The 4900-nt window shown below is 52.1% G+C and carries 4 protein-coding genes and 1 pseudogene; 3 read left to right on the top strand and 2 right to left on the bottom strand.

What is annotated here, in order from left to right; all coding sequences use genetic code 11:
• Together ELY33_RS04930 and ELY33_RS04925 are read right to left on the bottom strand one after the other, a co-directional pair.
• The coding region (locus ELY33_RS04930; RefSeq protein WP_126944908.1) for a DUF3413 domain-containing protein at positions 1-1161 on the bottom strand (1161 nt) is incomplete at its 3' end.
• Positions 1161-1349, bottom strand: coding sequence for a hypothetical protein (locus ELY33_RS04925; RefSeq protein ID WP_126944822.1), 189 nt, complete (start codon positions 1347-1349; stop codon positions 1161-1163). The genes ELY33_RS04925 and ELY33_RS04930, both read right to left, overlap by 1 nt.
• A 767-nt stretch (positions 1350-2116) precedes the next feature.
• On the opposite strand from ELY33_RS04925, the gene ELY33_RS04920 reads away from it, so the two are divergent.
• The 3 genes and pseudogenes from ELY33_RS04920 (at position 2117) to ELY33_RS04910 (ending at position 4864) form a co-directional block, all read left to right on the top strand.
• Complete coding sequence (locus ELY33_RS04920) at positions 2117-2701, top strand: exopolysaccharide biosynthesis protein (RefSeq protein ID WP_126944819.1); 585 nt, start codon at positions 2117-2119, stop codon at positions 2699-2701.
• Between the two features lie 56 nt (positions 2702-2757).
• Positions 2758-2871 (top strand): annotated as a pseudogene (locus ELY33_RS04915) (IS630-like element ISHsp2 family transposase); the annotation flags it as partial.
• 422 nt (positions 2872-3293) lie between these two features.
• A protein-coding gene (locus ELY33_RS04910) for an IS3 family transposase (RefSeq protein WP_126942763.1) occupies positions 3294-4864 on the top strand; the annotation gives its coding sequence in 2 pieces (ribosomal slippage) (positions 3294-3747 and positions 3747-4864; 1572 coding nt in all).
• Positions 4865-4900: the final 36 nt, after the last annotated feature.

The following is a 4900-nucleotide window of genomic DNA, read 5'->3' as shown; positions in this document are numbered from 1 at the left end:
CCCCCGGCTCTCCTCTTCAGACCATGCCAGCCAACTCTCGGTGATCTGGCGATCTCGCTCCCAGGGGGAGCCTTGAGCCGGTTCTAACGAAACGTTTTCGAGACCAGCGAAAACATTGCGATCGAATGCAGGACTCACTAGCGTCGCCGAGGAGAGCACCTTGAAGCGATAATCCTGAGCCTCCAAGGTTTCCATTAGCACCGGTGGCGTCTGGCTGGCGGTAAAAGCGTCCCAGTAAGTGACCGGCAGCCCGTAGAAAAGGCTGAAAACGCCAGCTTTAGTAGAGTTGCCCCCGCTGATATGCTCGCTCGCGTTAATCCAGCCCGGCTGGTTGGCATAACGATAGAGGTTCGGCATTACCTCGGGATTCAGCATGTCGTGACGCAGCGTATCCAGCACGACTAGCATAACGTTGTCCGGGGAGTCCGGCGGCTGGCACGACAGCGGGGTGATGGGATAGTTAAGGTCCTGTTCATCCCCTGGCGCTGCTTCCAGATCCACGGCATCGCGCACCGCCTGAGCATCTACCCAGCCTTGTTCGACAAAAAATCGCTTAGCGGTAGCGGGATAGAAGACGGGCACATGGCGGGTCATGCTGGTAATCTCGCGGTCGTAATGGGCATCCGCCCAAGCATGCCAGCCATGTACGCAAAGCAGGGCTACGAAACTGGATACCAGCGTCGACCATACGGGTATGAACCGTGAGCGTCGCCTCAGAGCCTTCCCCAGCATCCCCTGGACCACCAGCATGCCCAAGACGCCTCCGATGGCCAGGCACCAAACTACCCAGGAGAAGCTGAACACATCACCACCGGCATTGAGCAGCAAATCAAGAATGAAACCGCTCAAATGGAAGCGATACTGGGCGTAGATGAAGGTATCGAGCAGCAACAACAGCTGCAGGGCGCTAGCCCAGAGAGTGGTTACCAACCATAGCCACCTGCCCCGGATAACAGTTGCCAGCAAAAATAGCGGCAGCGCTCCCAGCCATACCAGCAGGGCCAAATGTCCAAGAAACACCAATAAGAGATAGCCCCACTGCGTTATTCCATCTGGGTCGATATAGGGAATATAGCGACTGGCGATTAGCCAGGCTATCAGCAGGTTGGCGAACGTCCAGGCTCCAAGCCAGCGCCAATGAGAGAAAAGGTTCGCGATCATCAAAGGTACCCTGAACAAACGACTGACCAGCAGCGAGGAAAGCCTGCTGGTAAGGAGATAAAAAAACAAGCGGCATGGTAACCCAATGACGAAAGCTGCCCAAGCGCGGTCGCCCCGGTAATCACCACCTTCAAAATAGACTGCAAGCGCTCCTCGAACGCACGTGTGGCGGCGTCACGATAGTGCAATGCCCCCCCTCCTGCCATCGCGCTCAACCTCGACTTCCAACACCTCCGCCATATAGTGTGCCGCCAGCCAATCTAAAATCGATTCCAAAAGCACAACTTCACCACAGTGCACTTCGCCGTGTAGCGATTACCAGGGCGCATCATCGTCGGCTTGCGTTGCAAAAAGCCCCATCAAAACGACGAGTAACAGGCCAAAACGGAAAGATTGTTACGCTGTTTGCATACACTTAGGATGCCAAATGCCACATGAACGTTAAATGAACGACACGGTCAGCTTAGGGAAAGCTCATAGGGTTTATAATATGCTGGCCACCTTCATTATATATTGACTTAGCGATAGGAGAGTCAATCGGTAACCTTTTGCAGGAGTCTATGATGATGAAGATGACGAAGAAAATGTGGCTTATTCCTGTTTCCGTCTTGCTACTGGCGTAAGAAGCTGGCATCGCTCAAGCGGATAATCAACCGTTAGAGCGCCTTGATGACGTGATAAGCCACGCTAAAACCTACGATGTTACCCATTTCGAAGAGATTAAAGTGAAGAGTCGAGGTCGTGCTGAAGTCGAAAGCTGGCTGGCTGGGACGAATGGTTTGCGGAAACGCACTTATCTTTGAAACGCGGATGCAGCACCTAAAATTTAAATTTTAGCGTTGTTGACTCATCTCACCAAGTAAATCCTTAGCGTATTGACGCCATACTGGGTTTTCACAACACGCAACCACCGGAAACAATGCTTCAGGTGACTGACTTCTGCATGGAGATTGGATTGAAACAGCCACTGCAAAGCCTTGAACAACTGCTCGATACCATTAGCACATTGACGCGCAACAACGAAAAAGTCTCGCTCGGCATGGTCGTTGAGTCGATTGGCAACCGATCTTTTGGGCCGCTGTTGATGCTTATTGGTATCACGCTTTTCTCACCGTTAAGCGGGATACCTGGCATGTCAGTTTTCATGGGATCATTCATCATGCTGATAGCCGTACAAATGCTGATCGGCCGAGAACAATTTTGGTTACCACGTTGTATTCTCAACCGTTCAATTGAGCACAGCAAGCTGCAGAAGGCGCTCAACTGGCTAAGCAAGCCAGCAAGGGGCATAGATCGATTCCTAAAACCTCGATTAACATTCCTCGTAAACAACGGCGGTAGCTACGGTATTGCTTCGCTAAGTGTAGTGATTGGATTATTCATGCCATTTATGGAGTTGTTGCCATTTTCCTCCTCGACCGCTGGCTTCGCTCTATTACTGTTAGGACTTGCACTGGTGGTGCATGATGGATTGTTGGTGCTACTTGCCGTATTGATATTCACCACGACGTTCACACTGATCATTGTCAACATACTGTGACTTACCCCACCTGAATGATGAGATGTAAAATGACCAATACTGTAAAACCCGCCTTCATTCAGGCGTTTGATCAGTTTGTGGATCAGAAAGACCCCGATGACTTCGCAGCGGTAGTGCTGGACAATGCCAGCATGCGTCGCTCAAAGGCATTCGAGCGCAAGATTCTGGAGTAGATATCGCATCGCGTGCACTTGATTTACCTACCGGATTTCTCGATCTTTTTGAACGCGAAGTCGTTCTGAGGCTTGACCAGATTGGTGTTCAGGCTGATCGCCAAAAACTGACGATATCAATGACCCGAGAAGAAATTGAGCAATTGCCTGAATGGACTAAATAGTGGCCACATCATAACTAAACGGATGACACAAAATATAAAGCTTATTATGCATGGCCACTTAATTAGGTCATGCTTTTATTTATAATAAAATTTGATTTTGCTAGCCGATAAACAACAAAATAAGACAAAAGAGATACGGGGGTTGCAATAAATAGACTACCCAACAGCATTTTTAATGTTCCCCCTCTGTCAACCTAGTTGTCCGGTTGGCGATATTGCCCAAATCTATTCCAGAGGGAGCGGCATGGAGCACGTGTGCCACGTTATTCTGCAGAGCGTAAAGCCGCCGTACTGAAAAAGTTGTTGCCCCCCCATAATCGCAGTGTGGTGTCGGTCGCCACTGAAGAAGGCATCTCTGACGCGACGCTGTATAGTTGGTTAAAACAGTGTCGAGAAAAAGGAGTGCCTGTGCCGGGTTACACCCAAAGCGACAACGAGTGGTCGCCTGACGCCAAGCTTGCCGTGGTCATCGAAACCGCCACCCTCTCAGAAACAGAGCTTGGTGCTTACTGCCGCGAAAAAGGCCTTTATCCCGAGCAAATCCAGCAGTGGAAAGCCGCTTGTCTCCAGGGCGCTGGCCAACAAGAAGACCAGCAAAAAACGGCACAAAAGCAGCGTAAACAAGACCGTAAGACGATCAAACAACTCAAAGCGGAAGTGCGCCGCAAAGACAGAGCCCTAGCGGAAACCACGTCGTTGCTGGTGCTCTCAAAAAAGCTCGACGCCTTGTACAGCGAAGACCCGAACAGCGGCGAGGACGACTGACGCCGTTTGAGGAACGTGCAAGGCTCATTGCGTTATTTGATGAAGCGATAACGGGGGGTGCTTCCCGTTATCAAGCAGCGGCGATTATCGACGTGAGCGAGCGCACACTGAAACGCTGGCGTTCTGCGTGTGGCGCGGTGGCTGAGGATCAGCGTCCACACGCGGTACAAGGCCGTCAGCCGCATCAACTGACTCACGAGGAGAAACAGGCCATTTTGAACGCCTGCCATCGCCCCGAGTATCAGAGCCTGCCGCCGTCTCAAATCGTGCCGTTACTGGCCGATCAAGGGGCCTACTTGGCGTCCGAATCGTCGTTCTACCGGGTGCTGAAAAAGCACGAACAGCAGCACCACCGAGGGCGAATGAAACCACGCCGACCAGTACCTGAGCCGACGAGCTTTACGGCCACTGGGCCGAACCAGGTCTGGTGTTGGGATATCAGCTACTGTTCTTCCGTTGTGCGTGGTCAGCACTGGTATCTCTATCTGATCATGGATATCTACAGCCGCAAAATCATCGCGTGGGAAGTCCATGAGGCGGAATCAGGCGAGTTAGCGAAACAACTGCTGGAACGCGCCTTATTGCGAGAAGGCTGCTGGCATCAGCCCCCGGTGCTGCACTCAGATAACGGTGCGCCGATGACGTCTTATACGCTTAAAGCAAGATTAACAGAGCTGGGAATGTTGATGTCTTACAGCCGGCCGAGAGTGAGCAATGACAACCCTTACTCGGAAGCGTTGTTCCGCACCGTCAAATATTGCCCCGCGTGGCCTACGAAGGGGTTTGCATCGCTGAGTGCGGTACGAGACTGGATGCTGGCGTTCGAACGCGCTTATAACGAACAGCACCTGCATAGTGGCATTCGGTACGTGACACCCGCTGATCGGCATCGAGGTGTCGACCGAGAACGTCTTGAGCACCGCAAAGCGGTTTACGAAAGGGCTAAGCGCCGGCATCCACAACGCTGGTCGGGCAGCACCCGAAACTGGGAGGTGCTCGGTTCGGTGTCGCTCAACCCTGGAAAAATGCACGAAATCGAGCGTAATAAACAGGCTGCTTAGAGGCAGCCATTTGGACAACTGGGTTGAAAATCACCG

It is taken from the genome of Vreelandella andesensis (genome assembly GCF_003989795.1).
GTDB lineage: Bacteria > Pseudomonadota > Gammaproteobacteria > Pseudomonadales > Halomonadaceae > Vreelandella > Vreelandella andesensis.
The sequence above is the reverse complement of the archived record's forward strand: the minus strand, read 5'-3'. Positions and strand labels throughout refer to the sequence as shown.